The 17,265-nt window shown below is 55.4% G+C and carries 17 protein-coding genes; 8 read left to right on the plus strand and 9 right to left on the minus strand.

Annotated features, from left to right (window positions below; genetic code table 11):
• Positions 1-10 precede the first annotated feature (10 nt).
• From ABD851_RS16855 to ABD851_RS16870, 4 genes are all read right to left on the minus strand, one after another.
• Entirely contained in the window at positions 11-748 is a 738-nt protein-coding gene (locus ABD851_RS16855; protein WP_344981495.1) for a LytR/AlgR family response regulator transcription factor, read from the minus strand.
• Complete coding sequence (locus tag ABD851_RS16860) at positions 723-1,784, minus strand: sensor histidine kinase (protein ID WP_344981497.1); 1,062 nt, start codon at positions 1,782-1,784, stop codon at positions 723-725. Before ABD851_RS16860 ends, ABD851_RS16855 begins: the two co-directional genes overlap by 26 nt.
• A 23-nt stretch (positions 1,785-1,807) precedes the next feature.
• Positions 1,808-2,785, minus strand: a complete 978-nt coding sequence (locus tag ABD851_RS16865) for a LiaF transmembrane domain-containing protein (RefSeq protein WP_344981499.1) — start codon at positions 2,783-2,785, stop codon at positions 1,808-1,810.
• Positions 2,786-2,909: 124 nt separating this feature from the next.
• Complete coding sequence (locus ABD851_RS16870; RefSeq protein WP_344981501.1) at positions 2,910-3,578, minus strand: FAD-binding oxidoreductase; 669 nt, start codon at positions 3,576-3,578, stop codon at positions 2,910-2,912.
• A 134-nt stretch (positions 3,579-3,712) separates the two neighbouring features.
• On the opposite strand from ABD851_RS16870, the gene icd reads away from it, so the two are divergent.
• The 4 genes from icd to ABD851_RS16890 all read left to right on the plus strand — a co-directional run bounded on the left by icd (position 3,713) and on the right by ABD851_RS16890 (position 7,360).
• The gene (gene icd / locus ABD851_RS16875) at positions 3,713-4,984 is read left to right on the plus strand and encodes an NADP-dependent isocitrate dehydrogenase (RefSeq protein ID WP_344981503.1); all 1,272 of its coding nucleotides are present in this window, start codon (positions 3,713-3,715) and stop codon (positions 4,982-4,984) included.
• Positions 4,985-5,086: 102 nt separating this feature from the next.
• The gene (locus tag ABD851_RS16880) at positions 5,087-6,319 is read left to right on the plus strand and encodes an NADP-dependent isocitrate dehydrogenase (RefSeq protein WP_344981505.1); all 1,233 of its coding nucleotides are present in this window, start codon (positions 5,087-5,089) and stop codon (positions 6,317-6,319) included.
• Positions 6,320-6,327: 8 nt separating this feature from the next.
• Positions 6,328-7,023, plus strand: coding sequence for a type 1 glutamine amidotransferase (locus ABD851_RS16885; RefSeq protein WP_344981507.1), 696 nt, complete (start codon positions 6,328-6,330; stop codon positions 7,021-7,023).
• Positions 7,024-7,033: 10 nt separating this feature from the next.
• Positions 7,034-7,360, plus strand: a complete 327-nt coding sequence (locus ABD851_RS16890) for a DMT family transporter (RefSeq protein ID WP_344981509.1) — start codon at positions 7,034-7,036, stop codon at positions 7,358-7,360.
• A 4-nt stretch (positions 7,361-7,364) separates the two neighbouring features.
• Here the strand turns inward: ABD851_RS16890 and ABD851_RS16895 are convergent, their stop codons facing one another.
• Entirely contained in the window at positions 7,365-9,176 is a 1,812-nt protein-coding gene (locus ABD851_RS16895; protein ID WP_344981511.1) for a BamA/TamA family outer membrane protein, read from the minus strand.
• A 241-nt stretch (positions 9,177-9,417) separates the two neighbouring features.
• Here ABD851_RS16895 and ABD851_RS16900 point away from each other — a divergent pair, with 241 nt between their 5' ends.
• Positions 9,418-10,440 carry a quinone-dependent dihydroorotate dehydrogenase gene (locus ABD851_RS16900; protein WP_344981513.1) on the plus strand — a complete coding sequence of 341 codons (1,023 nt, stop codon included), beginning with the start codon at positions 9,418-9,420 and terminating at the stop codon, positions 10,438-10,440.
• Here ABD851_RS16900 and ABD851_RS16905 read toward each other — a convergent pair.
• Positions 10,435-11,160 carry an RsmE family RNA methyltransferase gene (locus tag ABD851_RS16905; RefSeq protein ID WP_344981515.1) on the minus strand — a complete coding sequence of 242 codons (726 nt, stop codon included), beginning with the start codon at positions 11,158-11,160 and terminating at the stop codon, positions 10,435-10,437. The genes ABD851_RS16900 and ABD851_RS16905 overlap by 6 nt on opposite strands.
• Positions 11,161-11,392: 232 nt before the next feature.
• A complete protein-coding gene (dnaB, locus tag ABD851_RS16910) occupies positions 11,393-12,949 on the minus strand; it encodes a replicative DNA helicase (RefSeq protein ID WP_344981517.1) in 1,557 nt (518 codons plus the stop codon).
• A 423-nt stretch (positions 12,950-13,372) separates the two neighbouring features.
• On the opposite strand from dnaB, the gene pheT reads away from it, so the two are divergent.
• From pheT to ABD851_RS16925, 3 genes are read left to right on the plus strand one after another with little or no spacing between them, the layout of a single operon-like run.
• Positions 13,373-15,814 carry a phenylalanine--tRNA ligase subunit beta gene (gene pheT, locus ABD851_RS16915; protein ID WP_344981520.1) on the plus strand — a complete coding sequence of 814 codons (2,442 nt, stop codon included), beginning with the start codon at positions 13,373-13,375 and terminating at the stop codon, positions 15,812-15,814.
• Between the two features lie 17 nt (positions 15,815-15,831).
• Positions 15,832-16,125 (plus strand): hypothetical protein, encoded by a 294-nt coding sequence (locus ABD851_RS16920; protein WP_344981522.1) that lies wholly within the window; start codon positions 15,832-15,834, stop codon positions 16,123-16,125.
• Between the two features lie 36 nt (positions 16,126-16,161).
• Entirely contained in the window at positions 16,162-16,443 is a 282-nt protein-coding gene (locus tag ABD851_RS16925) for a cell division protein ZapA (protein ID WP_344981524.1), read from the plus strand.
• Here ABD851_RS16925 and ABD851_RS16930 read toward each other — a convergent pair.
• Both ABD851_RS16930 and ABD851_RS16935 read right to left on the minus strand, forming a co-directional pair.
• Complete coding sequence (locus tag ABD851_RS16930; protein ID WP_344981526.1) at positions 16,440-16,913, minus strand: hypothetical protein; 474 nt, start codon at positions 16,911-16,913, stop codon at positions 16,440-16,442. The two genes, ABD851_RS16925 and ABD851_RS16930, sit on opposite strands and share 4 nt — an antisense overlap.
• A gap of 1 nt (position 16,914) precedes the next feature.
• Positions 16,915-17,118, minus strand: coding sequence for a hypothetical protein (locus ABD851_RS16935; RefSeq protein ID WP_344981528.1), 204 nt, complete (start codon positions 17,116-17,118; stop codon positions 16,915-16,917).
• Between the last annotated feature and the right edge of the window lie 147 nt (positions 17,119-17,265).

Raw genomic sequence — 17,265 nt, forward strand, 5'->3', positions numbered from 1 at the left:
AGGCTTATCTCTACAGGCCCAGCACCGTCTTCAGCCGCGGATAACCGGTCTTGCTGACCGGAATATGTGCGCCGGTTTTCAGCACCGCCACATAGCCCTCCTTCTCATAGGGGTCCAGCCGCGTGATATAGCTGATGTTCAGGATATAGGACCGGTGTACCCGTACGAACTGCTGCGGGGGCAGGGATTGCTCGAAGAACTGCATCGTCTTGTTCTTCAGGAAATGACCATCGGCGGTGTGCACCTTTACATAATCATCGGCCGCCTCGAGGTACTGCACATCCTGAAGAGGGATGATCTTGATGACATTGTTGATCTTCACGATAATGCGATGCTGCGGGCCGGCGTCTGACTCCATCTTTTCCAGCAGGGTCTTGACCTGCGTTTTCCCGGCGGCCGCCTGCTGCCGGAATTTTTCAACCGCCTTATCAAACCGCTCCCGCGAAAAGGGCTTTAGCAGATAGTCGACAGCGTTAGCCTCAAAGGCTCGGATGGCATACTCGTCGAATGCGGTGGCGAAGATCACACCGGGCGGCTCCTCCAGTAGCTCCAGCAGCTCAAAGCCGCTGATCTTCGGCATCTGTATATCCAGGAACAGCAGATCGGGCTGGTGACGGGCAATGGCCTTCATGGCCTCAAAGCCGTCCCCGCACTCGGCTACAATCTCGAAATCCTGCAGGTTTTGCAGGTATTCCCTGATGACCGCCCTGGCCAGCGGCTCATCATCTATCAGGATTACTTTTGTCATGTTCATAAAATAACGGAAATCTTATCACCACGGCAAACGCGTCGGGTGTTGTATTGGTCTCTACCTGCGCAGCCTGACCAAAGAGCAGATGCAGGCGCCGCTTCACCGATTTGAGCCCGAAGCCGGTACCTTCCGGCATCTGCATATCGGGATCGTAAGGATTCATGATGGCGATCACCAGGTGACCGTCACGGACAATGGCCCGCAGGTGGATCCCTACCTGCTCGGTGGTGCCGTACAGTCCGAACTTGATCGCATTTTCCATCAGCGGCTGCAGGAGCAGGGGCGGCATCTTCGCCTTCAGCGCTTCCTCGGAAACATCGGAGCTGGTTTTCAGTCGGTGGCCGAAACGCACCTTTTCAATGTCCAGGTACAGCTGCAGGTACTGCAGCTCCTCCTCGAGGGGAATAAACTGGCTTTCTTCCCGCTTGAGGGTGCCCCGCAAAAAGTCAGACAGCTGCTGCACCATCTTGCGGGCCTCCTCGGGATGAACACAGATGAGTGCATTGATCGAGTTCAGGCTGTTGAATAAAAAATGAGGCTGCAGCTGCTGCCGCAGCTTATACAGCTCCGCATCCTTGGCCATCTGCCGCAGGTCGGCCTCCCGGTCACGGCTTTCCTGCTGATCCTTCAGCAGGGTCCAAAGCAGGTTACCCATGGCAAAGAGCATGGTAAACAGCACAGAGAGCGCAAACCGCACCGGCAGGGTCTGGTGCAGCATGTCATCCCATTCCGGGGGATACAGCCCTTGCAGGATCAGGTAGTCCACCTTTATCCAGAGGAAGGACATGCCCACTACCAGCAAAAGGGCGAAAGGCAGCCGCCCGTAACCGGGCTGGTAAAAAGACAGCACATTTACGATGATGAACGTGCTGAAGGCCAGCAACCCGTTGCTGACCACGCTGTCGCTCACCGCCAGCAGCCAGGGCTGGTCGTACCATAAGGCCAGCGTGATGGCCGTGGCCGCCGTCCAGATGACCCATTCAATGGCAAAGAATAAGCGAAACTCTTTTATGGACGGTGCCTGGGAAGCCATAGGGCATTATGCTCGTATTCAGGTTAATTACGGATATCTATTCCTCCGAAAAGGGCCGTACCGGTGATCAGCAGCACCTTTTTTCCGGATGTATCACCGGGATTGAGATAACGTTTATCCTCCACTCCGGCAAATATGGTGATGACGTTGCTGCGCACTTCCCATCCGGGCGGTACGGTAAGTTTGAGGCCACCGAAGATGACCACTACATCCAGCACGGCGATGTCCGATTCCGAGAAATCGGCCTGCGCCAGGTTCAGCTCCGTACCGCCGAATACGGTAACGGCATCCCCTCCTTTAAAGTTTTTTGAAAATACGGTACGACGTATGCCGCAGAATACTGCAGCCGTATCCAGCCGGTCTTCGCCGGCCCTTACGCTTTCATGGGGTCCCCGCGCTTCAAATTTCTCTTCCCATTTTTCCCGGACATCCTCCCATTTTTCCTTCAGCGCATCCCATTCCGGACCCGTCTTCGGACCGTGTGTGTGCGTATGTGTATGCGCCCATGGCTTGGGACCCCAGGGACCGTGCCCCCGGCGTTTTTCCCATTCCTGCCAGTTCGAGGCCCGTTTCGGCCGGATAATGATGATCAGCCCGATCACGATAATGATAAGCGGCCATATCAGCTGCCGGAAATGAAAGGTAAACTCCCAGATATTCTCCGACAGAAAACCGAAACCTATCAGCATCAGCACGATAGAGGCAATATCCCGGAACCGGTGTTTGATCCCCATAAAAAAGCCGACCAAAATGAGAATCATCGGCCAGGTAAACACCCAGGAAGGAATGGGAGCGCCTAGCTGAGCGGCGAGGTATACCAGTCCTATCCCCAGGATCACGATGCCGGACCACACGCTGTGGGACCGGTAACGGCGATTCATAAGCTCCCGCTGCCGTGCCGAAAAGGCAGCCGCCCGCCTCCGCAGCCGCTCTTCCCGCCGGGATGCCCCCGCCGGGTCCGATCCGCCTGCTTCTGGTTCTTTATGCATATCTTCTTCCATTTCTTTTCGGTTTAATTTTCCACAAAGCTACCACCAACCGGGGCATACCTCCAATCTCAAACAGGTTACAGTATGCCGGCCGTCGGTAAACCGCGGCTTTTTGACGGTAAACGATCCGTAAAAATCAGAGCTCCACAGTCACCATATCAGCGCCCGCTCCCAGCCGGTGCAATGCCTGCTTGACATCCTCCACCATCTGGTCCGGGCCGCAGACATAAAAAGGCTGGTCAAAGGAAGCTATATTTTCGCGAAGGTAGGTTTCGTCGATCCGGCGGTTATCCATGCCATCCGCCTTTTCAGATGTAAGGGTATTGACAAACGCCGGCCCCAGCATGCGCTCGAACTCATCTCGCAGGATAATGTCGCTTGCTGTCCGGTTAGAGAAAAGCAGGCGGTTGTTCCCCAGTTTCTCATCGCGCTGCAGCTGCCGGAAAATGGCAATAAAAGGCGTCACGCCGGCTCCGCCGGCTATAAAAGTACCTTCTCCCTTGTACTGTATTGCGCCCCATACGTCGTGCAGCAGCAGCTCGTCGCCCGACTCGAGCTTGCCCAGCTGCTGTGTTACCCCGCCGTGATCATCATATATTTTGATCGTAAACTCCAGGTGATCCCATTCATTGAGGCTGGTAAAGGTAAAAGGGCGTCTTTCCTCCCTCCAGCCCGACTTGGGGATGGACACTTCGGTGGCCTGACCGGGAATAAACCGGTATCCTTCCGGCTTTTCCACCTTAAAGCAGCGGACATTGTGGGTGACCGGCGCTACGGATAGTATGCGTACAAGATGTTCTTCCATAAACTGACTTTTGGGGTAAGTTAGCACTTATTTGCTGCACCTGCAAGCCATGCCGCAGCCGGGCGCTGTGGCGCTGCCGCTCGGGGGAAATCCGTTACCTTTGCGGCGGAAAATCGGCAATCAAATCAAAGACCATGGAAGAACAGCCAATCAGCATGACGGAGGGCGGACTGCAGGTGCCGGATCACCCCCTCATCCCCTTTATCGAGGGCGATGGTATCGGCCCGGATATCTGGAAGGCCAGCGTACGCGTATTTGATGCGGCCGTTGAGCTGGCATACGGAGGCAGGCGGAAGATCTGCTGGAAAGAAGTGCTGGCCGGGGAAAAAGCCCATGCGCAAACCGGAGAATGGCTGCCGCAGGCCACCCTGGATGCCTTTAAGACCTACCGCATCGCCATCAAAGGCCCGCTGACCACGCCGGTTGGCGGCGGTATCCGCTCGCTGAACGTGGCCCTGCGCCAGGAGCTGGACCTCTATGCCTGCGTACGGCCGGTACGCTGGTATCATGGAGTGCCCTCCCCCCTGCTGCACCCCGAGCGGGTGGACATGGTTATCTTCCGCGAAAATACCGAAGACATTTATGCCGGCATCGAATACCCGGCCGGGAGTCCCGAAGCGGCAAAGCTCAGGGATTTTCTGATCGGGGAAATGGGGGTAAAAAGCATACGGTTCCCGGACAGCGCGGCCTTCGGGATAAAGCCCGTATCGCGCGAAGGCTCCGAAAGGCTGATCCGCTCGGCCATCGCCTATGCCATCGAACATCAGCGCCCCTCCGTAACGCTGGTCCACAAGGGCAATATCATGAAATATACCGAGGGGGGCTTCAAACAGTGGGGATACGAGCTGGCGGCCCGGGAGTTTGCCGGCCAGGTCTATACCTGGGAGCAATGGGAAAAAACCAAAGCAGCGGAGGGGGAAGAAGCCGCCAATAGAGCCATGCAGGTAGAGCTGGCGCAGGGAAAGATCCTGCTCAAGGACATCATCGCCGACAATTTCCTGCAGCAGATACTGCTGGCCCCGCAGGATTTTTCGGTGGTGGCCACCCTCAACCTGAACGGGGATTATATCTCCGACGCCCTGGCGGCATCCGTGGGCGGCATCGGGATCGCCCCGGGCGCCAATATCAACTATACCACCGGCCATGCCGTGTTCGAAGCCACCCACGGCACCGCGCCCCGCTTCGCCGGAACAGACAGCATGAACCCCTCCTCCCTGCTGCTGAGCGGAGTAATGATGCTCGAATACATGAACTGGAAAGAAGCAGCGGCGTGCATTGTGCGGGGGCTGAGCCAGGCCATTATGCGCAAAAAAGTCACGATAGACTTCTACCGCCTCATGCCGCATGCCACCCTGCTTAAAACCAGCGAGTTCGCCGGCGAGATCATCAAGGAAATGCAGGTGTAAGCACAGCCCGGCGGGAAGGACGGTTATGCAATGCTGATCTTTATGATTATCTTCACGCCCCGTAAAAATGATTATCCTACAAGTATAAAATAGTCAAGATTCATGAGCAAAATCAAGGTTACCAACCCGGTCGTTGAGCTGGACGGGGATGAGATGACCCGCGTCATCTGGAAATTCATCAAGGACAAGCTGATCCTTCCTTACCTGGAGGTGGATATCAAATATTACGATCTCGGCATCGAAAGCCGCGACGCCACCGACGATCAGATCACCGTTGATGCCGCCAACGCCATCCGGGAATACGGAGTAGGCATCAAATGCGCCACGATCACTCCCGATGAAGCGCGGGTAAAAGAATTCAACCTGAAGCAGATGTGGCGTTCGCCGAACGGCACCATCCGGAACATCCTGGACGGCACCGTTTTCCGCGAGCCGATCGTCATCAAAAATATCCCCCGGCTGGTGCCCAACTGGACCGCTCCCATCTGTATCGGCCGTCATGCCTTCGGCGACCAGTACCGCGCTACCGACTTTGTGGTAAAAGGAAAAGGAAAGCTGACGATAAGGTTCGAACCGGAAAACGGCGAAGCCACCGAATATGAAGTATATGATTTTAAAGGCGAAGGCGGCGTGGCCCTGGCCATGTACAATACCGATGAATCCATCCGCGGCTTTGCCCGCGCCTGCTTTAACCAGGCGTTGCTGAAAAAATGGCCGCTTTACCTCAGCACCAAAAATACCATCCTGAAGAAATACGACGGACGCTTTAAAGACCTCTTTCAGGAGATCTATGAAAACGAGTTCAAGGCCGAATTCGACAAGCAGGGACTTACCTACGAGCACCGCCTGATCGATGATATGGTGGCCAGCGCCCTCAAGTGGCATGGCAATTTTGTCTGGGCCTGCAAGAACTACGACGGGGATGTGCAAAGCGATACCGTGGCGCAGGGCTTCGGCTCCCTGGGTCTGATGACCTCCACCCTGGTATCCCCGGACGGCAAAACGCTCGAAGCAGAAGCCGCCCACGGCACCGTTACCCGCCACTACCGGCTGCACCAGCAGGGCAAGCCCACCAGCACCAATCCCATTGCCTCCATCTTCGCCTGGACACGCGGGCTGGAGTTTCGCGGCAGGCTGGACAATAATTCCGAGCTCGTGAACTTCTGCCACACCCTGGAACAGGTATGTATCGAAACGGTGGAAAGCGGCAAGATGACCAAGGACCTGGCCATCTGTGAGTATGGCAACAAAGTGGAGCACGGCACCCACTATCTCTATACCGAGGAGTTCCTGGACGCGCTGGACAGCGCATTAAAGGCCCGGTTGGACAAATAGCACACACCATGGCACCGCTGCGGATCCGCTGTCTCCAGCATGTCGATTTCGAAGGCCCCGGCAGCATTGCCGCCTGGGCGCAGGCGGCGGGGCACGTTTTCGAGATAACCCGCCTGTACAGGAATGATGCGCTTCCCGACCCGGAGGCGGTGGACTTCCTGGTCGTGATGGGCGGGCCCATGGGCGTCCATGACGAGCGGAAATATCCCTGGCTCAGCGCAGAGAAACAGTTTATCCGTCAGGTGATAGACCGCGGAAAGTCCGCCATCGGCATCTGCCTCGGCGCACAGCTGATGGCGGATGTGCTGGGAGCGGCTGTTTATCCCAATCCGCAAAAGGAGATCGGATGGTTCCCGGTGGAGCTCAGCACGGCTGGGAGACAGCATCCTTTGCTGGCCGGCTTCCCCGACCGTTTTTCCGCCTTTCACTGGCATGGCGACACCTTTGCCTTACCCGAGGGCGCGCTGCAGCTGGCCGGCTCGGCCGCCTGCGGGCAGCAGGCTTTTTTGTGGAGGGAACGCGTGTTGGGGATTCAGTTTCATCCGGAAGTCACGCCCGAAAGTCTGAAAGCGATGATGGCTGCCGGCCGCGACGAGCTGGTGGCGGATACCTGGGTGCAACCGGAAGCGGAAATACTTTCGGGATATACACCCGACAATATCCAGCGGTTTTCGGAACTGCTTTCTCATTTTTCCCGGCCTTAAAACTGCTGATATGAACTGGCTGATACTCATCATTGCGGGTCTTTTTGAAGTGGGTTTCACTACTTGTCTGAGCAAGGCCAAGACCAGCACCGGCGCAGCCTCCACCGGCTGGATCATAGGTTTTTTTATCTGTCTCACCCTGAGCATGTACCTGCTTTACCGGGCTACCCAAACCCTTCCGATGGGTACGGCCTACGCGGTCTGGACCGGCATCGGGGCGGTGGGTACCGTTATCCTGGGCATCCTCTTTTTCAAGGAACCTGCGGAATTCTGGCGTCTGTTCTTCATCGTTTTGCTGATCAGCTCCATCATAGGATTGAAGATCGTTTCGCATTAAGTGTTTACTCAAAATCCAGAAAAGCCGGCTTCCGTAAGGCAAAAATGTTGAACCGCAGATTGGCAATGGTGGTCAGCTCGAAGTAAAATCCGCGCATGCCATCCGGCCGTACCGGATAATAGTTGGCCGCCAGCTTGAGGGTATTGATGGCCAGGTTTTCGTTCCTTATGCGGCAGCCCGCGCCGATGCCTGCATAGATAGGGTTATTGAAAAGATAACGGTTGTGATCAGAGAGCTCGGCTATCTGCAGGGATGTAAAAAAGTTGAATTTAAATCCGTACACTTTCAGGGGACTATAGTAAACCGTTTCCGATTCCAGCTTCAGCCGCTGATAGCCGTTGAGCAGCGTATGACGGAATCCCCATATGCCGTTATCCATATTGATGTTCAGGGGCCGATACAGGTAAGGGTTAGGATCGTTCAGGTAATCGAGCGAGAAGAACTGCCGCAGGAAGCCCTGGCCCAGGCGGCAAAGACGGCTGTAATAGCCGAGACCGGCATGAATAACCGCATCTTCCGAAGCCTGCCGCCGCCAGAAGCTGCTCAGCCCGATATCCGTATAGAAGACATCCTTGTGCGCAGTCAGCCAGAACCGCTGCATGGATATTCCCGTATAAAAACGTTTTCGCCCGCTCCAGCGTTCGGAGCCTACGGTAGCCGCCAGCGTATACCCGTTGGGGATATCTTCGGTACGGCCGAATCCGTAAAAATGATCGGTCTTGAAAAAGTCCTGCTTGAATAAAACAAACTGCGCGAGATAAAAATGGCGGTCGTTATAAATGGGATTTGCGGCATATTTCTCCTGCAGGGGCTTCCGCTGAAAAGAGCGGTCGTAATACCGCAGCAGCAGCGCCAGGCTCGGCCGGTTGCCGACGGAGCCGTCCTGCCCGAACTGGTTACGGAAGTTATAACCGCTCCATACGTCCATTACCCTGTACCGGTAATCGCGGAACAGGGAATCTTCATTGCCGTATATATTCAAGGAGCGGTTGTCGGCCAGGTAAAGCCCTCCGGTGAATTTAGCATAACGCGTATACAACGGCCGGTCGATATTGATATACCAGGTACCCTCGTATACACCCGTATCCAGTGGCTCATGCCCGCCTCCCGTAAGCGCGGTATACCCCAGGGAAACGTCTGTGAAAGTACCGCCCAGGTTGTACTTCGTATATTCTGCAGCCACGTTCCAGGGCGGCCGGTAACGGTCGTTCCACATAAAACCGGCCTGCAGCCGCTGGGCGGCGCCCAGGAAGTTGGTATTGTACACCCTGGCCCCTATTTTCTTCGTGGTCAGGCTGGAAAGATCGCCCCCGTATTCGAACTCGTCTTTGGTGATGACCTGCACATCTACCGAATCGGAAGTGCTGTCTGCATTGATTATATAAAGACGCGCATCGGAGATATAATCCTGGTTACGCAGATAACGCTCGTTATCCGCAAGCGCATAGGCGTTAACCGTATCTCCCGGATGAAAAAAAAGAGATTGCCGGATGGCCCAGAGCCGGGTATTGTAATGCAGACGGTTGGCAAAATTGATCAGCTTCATCTGCGATCTGAAGCTGGTATCATTGATATTCCTCGGACCGAACACCGGCAGCTGCCGGTAGTAAATATTCCGGATGATCTTGCCCTGATGTGCCCTGAATCCCTCTTCGCTTTTTACCGTTTTGCTGACTACCGTATCCGGCTGCTCGCGGTCTTCCTTGGAAAGGTGACGCAGCAGCGAGTCGCGGTAGCGACCGCTGCGCAGCGAATCGATATAGCCGCCGAGCTTCCGCATAAAGGAGCGCTGAGGAAGCGGAAGGGTGTCCTTCACCGGGAGGGTATCGGCAGGGGCTGCCTGCCCTGGGCATGGCTCCGCCGGGACATGCGCTGGGAGAAACAACAGCATGCCGGATATCAGTAGCAGGCGCAGTATGTATTTCCGTTTTATCAATACACCCCCGTGTCTTCTTCCCGGACAGGCGGTATCCCGGTGCAGCAACATTACAAATTTCCGGGGAACTGCAATCACCGTCTGTCAAAATGAGCGGCAGAGGCGTATCTTTGCCCCGCCTATGTATCCGCTTATCAAAAAGCTGCTCTTCTGCCTTGCTCCGGAACGGGTGCACCGTCTCGTGATGAAAGGGCTTGATGCCGTCCATGCCGTTCCCCCGCTGCGCCGCCTGACACAGCGGATCTTCCGCCCGGCGGAGGCAGGACTGCAACGCACCGTTTTCGGGCTTACCTTTCCCAACCCGGTAGGACTCGCCGCCGGATTTGACAAGGACGCCAAACACATCGACACGCTGGCCGACCTGGGCTTTGGCTTTATCGAGATCGGCACCGTAACCCCCCTTCCCCAGCCGGGCAATCCGCCGCCCCGCCTGTTCCGGCTGAGCCGGGACCGGGCGTTGATCAACCGGATGGGGTTCAACAACGAAGGCGTTGCCGCCGCCGCTACCCGTCTGCGCAAAAAGAAAGCCAATATCCTCATCGGAGGAAATATCGGTAAGAACAAGGTAACGCCCAACGAATCGGCTGTCGCCGATTATGAAAAGTGTTTCCTCGCCCTTTTTGACGTAGTGGATTATTTCGTGGTGAATGTAAGCTCCCCCAATACCCCGGGGCTGCGGGAGCTCCAGGAGAAAGCCCCGCTGACGGCCCTGCTGCTGCGCCTGCAGGAGCTGAACCGGCAGCAGCCCCGCCCCAAGCCCCTGCTGCTGAAGATAGCGCCGGACCTTACGGATGCTCAGCTGGACGATATCCTGGAGATCGTACGGTCTGCCGGCCTCTCGGGAATTGTAGCCACCAATACCACCATTGACCGGACCGGTCTGAAAACGGCCGCTACCGAGATAGCCCGCATAGGTGCCGGGGGACTCAGCGGGCTGCCCCTGCAGCAGCGCGCAACCGAGGTGGTCCGCTATCTGCACCGGCAGTCCGGCGGACAGCTTCCCATTATTGCCTCAGGGGGCATCTTTACCGCAGCAGATGCCCGCGAAAAGCTGGATGCAGGCGCTGTGCTGGTACAGGTATATACGGGATTTATCTACGAAGGACCTGGGATCGTAAAAAATATCTGCAAAGGGCTGTTATAGCCGGGCGGCATTCATCAGGGTGCAGGCAACTATTCCGGCGGTTTCCGTCCGGAGCCGGTTCGGTCCCAGGGAAACCGGCCGGAAGCCTTGCTCCGCGGACAGCTCCACTTCCTCCATACTGAAATCACCTTCCGGGCCAATCAGCACCAGCGTATCCATACCCGGAGCCAGGGCCTGCTGCAGGGGTGTCTTTGGTCCGTCGCCGCACCAGGCGATGCAGCGTTGCGTGTACTCGTTCCCGTTAACCAGATCGGCAAACAGCACCGGGGCATGCAGCTGCGGCAGGTAAACCTGTCTGGACTGCAGCATAGCGGCGTTGAGGATGCTTTCGAAACGATCCCGGCGGAGTTTTTCTCTTTGAGAGCGGGCGCACAGCAGGGGAAAGATGTCCCGGATACCGATCTCGGTGGCTTTCTCCAGGAACCATTCCATGCGGGCGGTGTTTTTGGTAAAGGCGATGCCGATACCCAGACGGGGCTGCGGCGGGGGCAGCATCTCTGTCTCCCGGATACTCACCTTTGTCCGGCGGCGGTCCGCCAGCAATATCTCCGCTTCCATCCGGCATCCTTTCCCGTCGGTCAGCAGCATACGGTCGCCTTCCCGCATCCGCAGCACCTGCGTGCAATGACGGGAAGCAGCTTCGTCCAGCAGGATCGCATCCCCGGGGTTAGCGGCCTGTTCCGTAAAAAATAAAGGAAGTTTTTGTTGGGCAGAATTCATTCAATGATATCCTGTTTGACGTTTATCTTGTCCAGAATGTTTTTCAATGGTCTCGATGAACGCTGCGCGTTTCCGGCCTCTTGTTTGAAGTTTCCGGGGCAATCGCTTAAAATCTGAAGTTGACCGGTCTGGAATGAAACCGTAGACTTTAACCTTAAAATGCCTTTCACCTTTCATCCTTCACCTTTTACCTTTCGCCTTTAACCTTTTCCCCCTTTAGGGGGTCAGGGGTTTAAAACGGCGGTTCGTCATCGGTGAAGTCCATATCGTTCATACGGGAACCCTTCTGGATAAACATCCTGGGGCCGTCTTCCCCGGCTCCTCCGCCGGACGGACGGTTGGGCATGCCGGCAAAGGGACTGAAAGTGTCTACCGTCTCCATCTCCTCAAAACGTTGCACATGCAGCAGGGCCTTCAGCTTCACGGTATCCAGCATACCGTTACGGTGTTTGGCAATGCGCACATGGGTCTCTCCCTTATTGGATTCGCCGAATTCATCGGAGGTGACATCATAGTATTCGGGGCGGTAGAGGAACATCACCATATCGGCATCCTGCTCGATGGCGCCCGACTCGCGGAGATCGCTGAGCTGCGGCATCTTGTTGCCCTCCTTCCGCTTTTCCACCTCACGGCTCAGCTGGGACAGGGCAATGACAGGGATCTCCAGCTCTTTGGCCAGCCCTTTCAGGTCGCGCGATATCTTGCTGATCTCCTGTTCCCGGTTGCTGTTGCGGTCGGCGGTGCCGGACATGAGCTGCAGATAATCGATCACCACCATGCCCAGCTCATTTTTATTTTTCAGCCGACGGCACTTGGCCCGCAGCTCAAAAATGTTCAATGCCGGGGTATCGTCCAGGAATATCCGGGCATTGGAGAGCCGGTCGATCCCGCGGGTGGAGAGCTGCTTCATCTCATGCTCCTCCATCTTACCGGTGGATATCTTCTCCAGCAACACGTCGGAGACGGTGGAAAGCATGCGCTGCACCAGCTGCCCGGTGGACATTTCCAGGGAAAATACGGCAACGGATGTAGGCTTGGTGGCATGCATGGCCGCATTGAGGGCAAGGTTCAGCGCAAAAGCCGTTTTCCCGACCGAGGGACGGGCCGCAATGATGATAAGGTCGGTGGACTGCCAGCCATGGGTGATCTTATCCAGCGAATGAAAGCCGGAAGGCACGCCGTTCACATCTTCATCGCTTTTCCGCAGCTCCTCGATCCGTTTGAGCGTTTTGGCCAGGACCTGGTTGATATCCGAATAGTTTTTCCGGAGGTGCGAGTCGGTGATTTCGTACAGCTTGGATTCGGCCTTGTCCATCAGCTCAAATACGTCGGTGGCATCTTCATAGGCTTCCCCGATAATTTCCCCGGAAATCCGGATCAGCTCCCGCTGGATAAATTTCTGTAACACGATGCGGGCATGTGCTTCCAGGTTGGCGGTAGATACCACGCTGTTGGTAAGACGGGTCACAAAGAAAGGTCCTCCTACCATCTCCAGTTCGCCGGCAGCTTTCAGCTCCTCCACCACTGTGAGGATATCGATCGGCATGGACTTGGAAGCCAGCCGTACCATGGCGGCAAAAATGCGCTGGTGGGCATCCACATAAAAGCATTCCGCCTTGAGGATTTCCACGGCCACATCGAAGGCATTTTTCTCCAGCATCACGGCGCCAAGCACCGCCTCCTCCAGCTCTTTTGCCTGGGGGGGGATCTTGCCGTAAACAAGCGTAGAAAGGTCAACCGTCTTGTTCCTGCGTATATTCCGGTCCTTCTTGGTATTTGAGAGATCCATGCCTGAATAATGGGTTAGCGTTAAAAATAGGGCCGGCCGTCACCAGTGTGTTAAGTTTTCTTTAAGAAATTGTAAAATCATCCTATGCCGGAGAACGAATGTAATGCGATTTTCCAGAAACAAAAAAACACTATTCGCTGAAAATTTATTAGACGGGAGAGGAGTTGTATGCACGGTTTATACACGGTCTTCCCCCGGTTTTCCACCGGAAAAAGAAGGCTTTTCCACAAAAAAAAACAAAAATACCGCTTTCCTCCCTGCTTATGCCCATTTCACCGTGTAAAAAGATTTTTGCCCAACCCGACCCGGAAAAAGTTTTTTTTTGCTACGCCGTGCCGGCGGGGAAACCGGATTTTAGGAAGTTACTACCTTTACGGCTTCCCGGCCGCAGCTTGACGCCGGTTATCGACAACCTGATTCATTATGAACATATCTTACCGCTGGCTTTGTACCTACCTGCCCCTGCATCCCGCACCTGAAAAACTGGCTGAAATATTGACCGCCGTCGGATTGGAAGTGGAAAAGCTTTCCCGTTACGAAGCCATAAAAGGCAGCCTGGAAGGGCTGGTCATCGGAAAGGTCCTCGAAGTGGCTCCTCATCCCGACGCAGACAAGCTAAAGCTGACCCGTGTGGATACCGGGGGACCCGAGCCGCTGCAGATCGTCTGCGGAGCGCCAAATGTGGCCGCCGGACAACAGGTGGTGGTAGCGCCTGCGGGCAGTACCCTTTATCCCGCCGGCGGGGATCCCCTCATCCTGAAAAAGACAAAGATCCGGGGCGTGGAAAGCCAGGGCATGATCTGCGCGGAAGATGAGATCGGCCTGGGAACCGACCACAGCGGTATCCTGGTGCTCACCGAAAACGTGCCGGCCGGCACGTCTGCCGGGGATTATTTCCGGCCCTATACCGACTGGGTCTATGAAATCGGGCTGACCCCCAACCGGATGGATGCCATGAGCCATATCGGCGTGGCGCGCGATGTATGCGCCTGGCTCAGCCATAGTGAAGGCAAATCCTATAAGGTGGTCCTGCCGGACATCTCCGGCTTCCGGATCAGCTCAACAGAGCTTCCCGTAACCGTAAAGATCGAAAATGCGGTTGCCTGTCCCCGCTATACGGGTCTTACCCTCAGCGGCATTACCGCAGGGGCTTCCCCCTCCTGGATGCAGGAGCGGCTGAAAGCCATCGGGGTACGCCCGGTCAGCAATATCGTGGATATCTCCAATTATATCCTCCACGAAACGGGACAGCCCCTCCATGCCTTTGACGCGGACGCTATCCGGGACAGGACGGTGATCGTCAAAAACCTGCCCCCCGACACTCCTTTCGTGACGCTGGATGAAAAAAAGCGCAGCCTGCATGCCGAAGACCTCATGATCTGCGACACGGCCGGGGGCCTGTGCCTGGCCGGCATCTTCGGAGGACTGGACTCGGGAGTAAAAAGCAGTACCACCCGCATTTTTTTGGAAAGCGCTTTCTTTGATCCCGCCACCATCCGGCGCAGCTCCTTCCGGCACGGCCTGCGTACCGACGCCGCCCTTCGTTTCGAAAAAGGAGTAGACATCTCCAATCTTATCTTTGCGCTGAAACGGGCCGCCGTCCTGATCTGCGAGCTCTGCGGGGGACACGTCTCCTCGGAGATCACCGATGTCTATCCCGCCCCGCAGCCCCCGGCAGAGATCATCCTCGATGCGGATTATCTCCAAAAGCTCAGCGGAAAGACCTATCCAGAAACACAGGTAAGGAACATCCTGGAAAGCCTGGGATTTGAAGTACAGACAGCCGGGGAAGGACAGCTCCGGCTGACCGTTCCCTACAGCAAGCCGGACATACGCCTGCCGGCCGATATCGCGGAAGAGGTGATGCGGATAGACGGGTTCGACAATGTGCTCATCCCCACCCACATGACCATCACTCCTTCCCGTTCCGCCCCCCCGGATCGCGAAGCCCTGCGGGAAAAAGCAACGGCTTATCTCAGCAGCAACGGCTTCTTTGAGATCTTTACCAACTCCATCACCAACAGCCGCTACTATACCGGTCAGCCGGTAGCCGGCCGGCTGGTCCGTATGCTGAACAGCCTCAGCGCCGAGCTCGACGTGATGCGCCCCTCCCTGCTCGAAACGGGATTGGAAAGCGTGGCGCACAACCTCAACCGGCAGCAGACGGACCTGCTCTTTTTCGAGCTCGGAAAATCTTACCTGCTGCGGAAAGAGGGTGCCTCCCCCACCCCTTACGAGGAACGGGAGCACCTCTGCCTGTACCTTACGGGCAACAAGCAGGCGGAAAGCTGGCTGGGCAATCCGGTAAAGACAGATGCCTATTTCCTGAAAGGACATCTGCAAAACCTGCTCACCCAGCTGGGAGCCACGCAGGTAAGCTTTGAACCTGCCGACCTTGGAGCGGTAAACGAAGGACAGCATATCTATGCCGGCAAAGAGCCGGTCGGGTATTTCGGAAAAGTGACGGCCGCCGGACTGCAGCGTTTCGGGATACGGCAGCCGGTGTGGTACGCAGATCTCGACTGGAGCAAACTGCTCCGCCTCAGCAGCCGGACCCGGATACGGTTTTCAGAAATTCCCCGTTATCCCGCCGTACGGCGCGATCTGGCACTGATTTTGAGCAATTCCGTAAAATTCAGCGATGTGGAGGCAGCCGTATGGACCGTAAAAACGCCCATTCTGCAGGAAGTCGGTCTCTTTGATGTTTTTGAAAGTGAGAAGCTGGGCCCCGGGAAAAAATCCTATGCTGTAAGCTTCACCTTCCGCCATCCGGAAAAAACATTGACCGACCGGGAGATCGAAAAAGCAATGCAACAGATTATCCGGGCCCTGGAAACCGGGCTGCAGGCAGAGATCAGGAAGTAGATGCCATATCTTATCATATGAACGAAGGCGATATCCTGTTACGGATAGAAGAAAAGCTGAAACTGCTGTTAAAACGGACACAGCAGCTGGAGGAAGAACGTGCTACCCTGCAGCAGACGATAGCGATCCAGCAAAAAATCCTGGAAGAAAAAGAAAATGCCATACAGGAGATGGAGCGCCATTCGGCCCTGCTGAAAATCGCCGGATCGGGTCAACGGGAAGAAACGCCTGAGGAAAAACGCTTCCTGCGTCAGCAGATCAATGCCTATATACGGGAGATCGACCGCTGTATGGCCTTACTGAACAATTAGCCGGACATATCCGGTATATAATTAATTATACGCCGCATGGATACCCTTATCCCCATAAACGTTGTGATTGCGGACCGCAGCTACCGGCTGAAAATCAAAGCTGAAGAGGAAGAGCAGGTGCGGAAAACCATCCGGGAGGTGAATGAGAAGATACTGGAGTTCAAAACGGCCTATGCCGGCAAGGATATCCAGGATTATATTGCAATGTGCCTTATCCTGTACGCCACACAACCCGCCACCGGCGCAAACGCTGCGCTCCCCGCCGACCTGCAGACCCGGCTGGAATCCCTGGAGAAGCTGCTGGAACAGGCCGGTTAGTTTCCGTTTATTTTTTCCAGTTCGTCAATGTCCAGCATATCCTTGGGCCGCCCCGTCGCCCGTTTGTTTTCCAGCAGATGATTATAATGCAGATACCGAACGGTGTAATCTTCTATGCTGTCAACCGTTGCCAGATCGTAGTAATAGTCAAACCGCTCCTTCTCCAGCCCCGGAATATCAGTCATTAAATCAGCGTAAATACCGTTGTCAAGCATAATCTCACAATATCCTGCTATGATAGGTACATTCATAAGCATATCAAACTCCCCGTAACCCATTTCGGCAAGCGCCCTGATCAGGTTGGCCCTGTTCTCCGGGGTATCTTTCAGGTAAATGTCAATATCGCCTGTGGTGCGTTTATACCCGTACCGGTTCACAGCAAAGCCACCTACAATCAGGTATCGCACCTGAAAGACATGAAACGCCCTCAGTAACTCCAGCATTTCCTCACTGGCAGCCGGTATGGTCATGCTAATGATTTTTCCTGGAGATAACTACTCCTTTCCCCTGGGGGTATTTCAGGGGTTTGCCGCCATTCAGTGAAACGGAGACCTGAATCAGTGAAAACAATTGTTCTATCTTTTCCCGGGAAGAAAGTTGCTGATAGGCAGCCGCCCGCTCCCTGAGGATGCTCTCGCGGGATACATTAGTAGAATATATTTTTAGCCTGCTCATGTGTTATTCCTATCATTCCCTGTTACAAATTTATGTCTTTTTGCCTTACTGCCCTTAGCCCCTTTCCCGCCCTTTTCTTTTTCCGGGTTTAATTTGTATTTTCGCAGGCTGTATCCGGAGCCTGCACCCGCTGCAGGCAGTTGGGAA

It is taken from the genome of Compostibacter hankyongensis, from assembly GCF_039541075.1.
Lineage (GTDB): Bacteria > Bacteroidota > Bacteroidia > Chitinophagales > Chitinophagaceae > Compostibacter > Compostibacter hankyongensis.